Here is a 3,237-nt window from a genome sequence, read left to right as displayed (position 1 = left end):
ACGCGGCGATGCCCGCGGCGGACGAGATCAGGTAGACGTTGGCGATCTTGCGCGACCGCGGATCCCTGCGCAGCACCAGCAGGGCCCGGCTGCCGTAGCCGAGCAGATAGATCAGGATGCCGCACAGGATGAGCCAGTACATGTTCAGCCAGAAGTCCGTCGGCACCTGGAAGAAGTCCGGCTTGAAGATCCGTGCGCCGTTACCCAGGGAGAACGTGACGAGCAGCAGCGGAATACACAGCGTCGCCGGTATCTCCACGTACTGCTTGAACGACCTTTGGAGCAGGTGGTCGTCCTGCAGCCGGCCCAGGGCGTTGTAGACGACGGCCGACGCGGCGACGATGTAGCAGTCGTGGCCGATGAAGTCCTCGAGGTTCCATTTCCCGGTCAGCGCGTGCAACGCGACCCCGAGCGTTTCGGACGCCCACGGGGACATCAGCAGGACCGCCATGCCCTGCAGCGCGATGTTGAGGGTGGCCGCCACCTCCCACCGGGAGGACCACGTGACACGGCGAATCCACAAGCTCCACGCGATACAGCAAAGCGTTATCGCGATGAGTGTCGCCAAAGCCATGAGGATTGCCTTCGAGCCGCCGTGGTACTCAGCAAAGTGTACGGCTAAAGGGGCGGAGCGTCACTCCGCGGTCGCAGTTCGGAGAGTCTCGGAATCCGGGTGCGCGCCTTGGTCGTTTCCCGCACGGCGGTCTGCCCGGATCCGCCTGTGCGTTCGAGGTATTCGACGTAGCTCAGGACCTCTTGCCTGGTCATCAGACCGAACCTGATCTGCAGGTCGGGATAGTTCAGACCGAACCGGTCGGCGACCCGCCGCAGCTCCTCGGCGTCTGGGTAGTCGGGCTCTTTGATGCGGCGGTAATACGTGCTGCTGGAGGTGCCCAGCGCGTCGTAGATGTCCTTGGCTTCGATGTCCCCGTCGAGCAGGTAGTCGAGCAGCGCCTTGAGTTGTCTGCCGTTCTCGTCTGTCCGGGGCACCTACCCACTGTAAACCAACGTCCCGGCTTTGGGCAGTGCGGTCCGCAAACTGGACGAGTTTGCCTAAATTGACACTGGCGTCACAGTTTTGGGAGGTGTCTCCCATTTTTGGGACACCTGGGCTATCTTTGGTCCCATGGTTGCTCCCTACCTGGCTTCGCCGACAGAGGTTCTGCGCCCGCTCGGCGAGTTTGCTATGGCAACGGTCCGCATCACGGACTACGACGCTGCGGACGCCGGCGCCTCCGCCAGCATGGCGAAAGTGTCCACACCCGCGAGCGATGAGCTGACCGCAGAACTCGACGGTGCCACCGAATGGCTTGGCCTGCCCGCCGACGAGATCCTGGTGGCCGCCCTCAGCAGGACGATCGCCCGCACGCTCGGCGAAGGCCTCGTCCCGGTCGACATCGCCAGCGAGCGCGGCGCCCTGCTCGACGCTGTTCCGCTCGTGTGCGTGACGGCGCAGCGCGCCAGCGCCACCGAGGTGCTGGCCGCCGTGCATCACACGCTGGCCGCGGCCTCCGAACGCGACGAAGCCGCGTCGCCGGAGGTGTACTTCAACTACATCGGCGAGCTGCCCGCCGAGACCGTGCCGGTGCAGGAGACCCCGCCGGGTCTCGGCCACGCGCTCGAGGTGCGGGTCTACCGCGCCGGCGGCGACGTGCGGATCGACTGGTGGTACGACACCAGCCGGTTCGCGGCCTACACGATCGAGGAGCTGGCCGAACAGTTCCCGCTCTCGCTCGTCGAGATGACCTCGGACGCGCTGCCTCCGGCCTGACCTTCTGCAAGCGGTAAGATTCACCGCAACGGCTTGGATCCGGCCATCACCGGGGAGCCTTCGGAAGAACAGCCCGCCACCATCTGATCTCGGTCGGTGCGGGCTCAGTAGAACCGAACGGGTGGGCCCGTCAGCGCCCTAACTGAGCGGCGCACGTCTCCTTGGGTAGCCGTGCGCAAGCGGGGTGGTACCGCGGCGCTCGCGCACCAGCGTGGCCGTCGTCCCCGTGCCTTGGACGAACACCGCGGCCTCCGGCGAGGAGGCCGGTATGAGGCACAGGAGCTATGACCGCCTACCCGAAGCCGTCCGCCGGGGCGCCCAAGTTTCCCGCGCTGGAAGCCGAGGTCCTCGACTACTGGGACCGCGACGACACCTTCCGCGCCAGCATCGCCCGCCGCGCCGACGCCCCCGAGTACGTCTTCTACGACGGCCCGCCGTTCGCGAATGGCCTGCCGCACTACGGGCACCTGCTGACCGGATACGTCAAGGACATTGTTCCGCGGTATCGCACCATGCGGGGATACAAGGTGGAGCGCCGGTTCGGCTGGGACACCCACGGGCTGCCCGCCGAACTCGAAGTCCAGCGTCAGCTCGGTATCACCGACAAGGCGCAGATCGAGGAGATGGGCATCGAGAAGTTCAACGATGCGTGCCGCGCCTCGGTGCTCAAGTACACCAACGAGTGGCGGGCCTACGTGACCCGGCAGGCCCGCTGGGTGGACTTCGACAACGACTACAAGACCCTCGAGCCCGAGTTCATGGAATCGGTGATCTGGGCCTTCAAACAGTTGTGGGACAAGGGCCTTGCCTACGAGGGCAACCGCGTGCTGCCGTACTGCTGGAACGACGAGACCCCGTTGTCCAGCCACGAGCTGCGGATGGACGACGACGTCTACCAGAGCCGGCAGGATCCCGCGATCACCGTCGGCTTTCGGGTCGACGGCGGTCAGCTCGACGGCGCGTACCTGTTGATCTGGACCACGACCCCGTGGACCCTGCCGTCCAACCAGGCGGTCGCGGTGCACCCCGACGTCACGTACGTCCAGGTGCAGGCGGCCGACGGCAGGCGTTATGTGCTGGCCGAGGCCCGGGTTTCGGCGTACGCGCGCGAGCTGGGTGAGGAGCCGGAGGTGCTGGCCACCTACACCGGTCGCGACCTTCTCGAAACCCGCTACCTGCCGCCGTTTCCGTACTTCGCCGACGCACCCCGATCGTTCCGGGTGCTGCCCGCCGACTTCGTCAGCACCGAGGACGGCACCGGCATCGTGCACATGTCGCCGGCCTACGGCGAAGACGACATGCTCACCGCGCAGGCCGCGGGCATCGAGGCGGTGACGCCGGTCGATCCGCGCGGCCGCTTCGACGCCACCGTGCCCGACTACGCCGGACAGCACGTCTTCGACGCCAACCCGCAGATCATCCGCGACCTGAAGAACCAGTCCGGATCCGCGGCGGCCCACGGCGCG

The 3,237-nt window shown here is 66.5% G+C and carries 4 protein-coding genes; 2 read left to right on the top strand and 2 right to left on the bottom strand.

Going from position 1 to position 3,237, the window contains the following annotated elements; translation table 11 throughout:
* Together A5698_RS18705 and A5698_RS18700 are read right to left on the bottom strand one after the other, a co-directional pair.
* Positions 1-574: hypothetical protein (locus A5698_RS18705; RefSeq protein ID WP_068299933.1), on the bottom strand; the 574-nt coding region annotated here is incomplete at its 3' end.
* A 44-nt stretch (positions 575-618) separates the two neighbouring features.
* Complete coding sequence (locus A5698_RS18700; RefSeq protein WP_064416244.1) at positions 619-990, bottom strand: hypothetical protein; 372 nt, start codon at positions 988-990, stop codon at positions 619-621.
* A gap of 136 nt (positions 991-1,126) precedes the next feature.
* Between A5698_RS18700 and A5698_RS18695 the strand changes: the two genes are divergently transcribed.
* Together A5698_RS18695 and A5698_RS18690 are read left to right on the top strand one after the other, a co-directional pair.
* Entirely contained in the window at positions 1,127-1,771 is a 645-nt protein-coding gene (locus A5698_RS18695; protein WP_068299929.1) for a hypothetical protein, read from the top strand.
* Positions 1,772-2,055: 284 nt separating this feature from the next.
* A partial coding sequence (locus tag A5698_RS18690; RefSeq protein WP_156670812.1) for a class I tRNA ligase family protein occupies positions 2,056-3,237 on the top strand: 1,182 nt, incomplete at its 3' end.

Origin of the sequence: Mycobacterium sp. E136, assembly GCF_001666865.1 — a bacterium.
GTDB lineage: Bacteria > Actinomycetota > Actinomycetes > Mycobacteriales > Mycobacteriaceae > Mycobacterium.
Note: the sequence above shows the minus strand (reverse complement) of the source record. Positions and strands in the feature narration are given on the sequence as shown.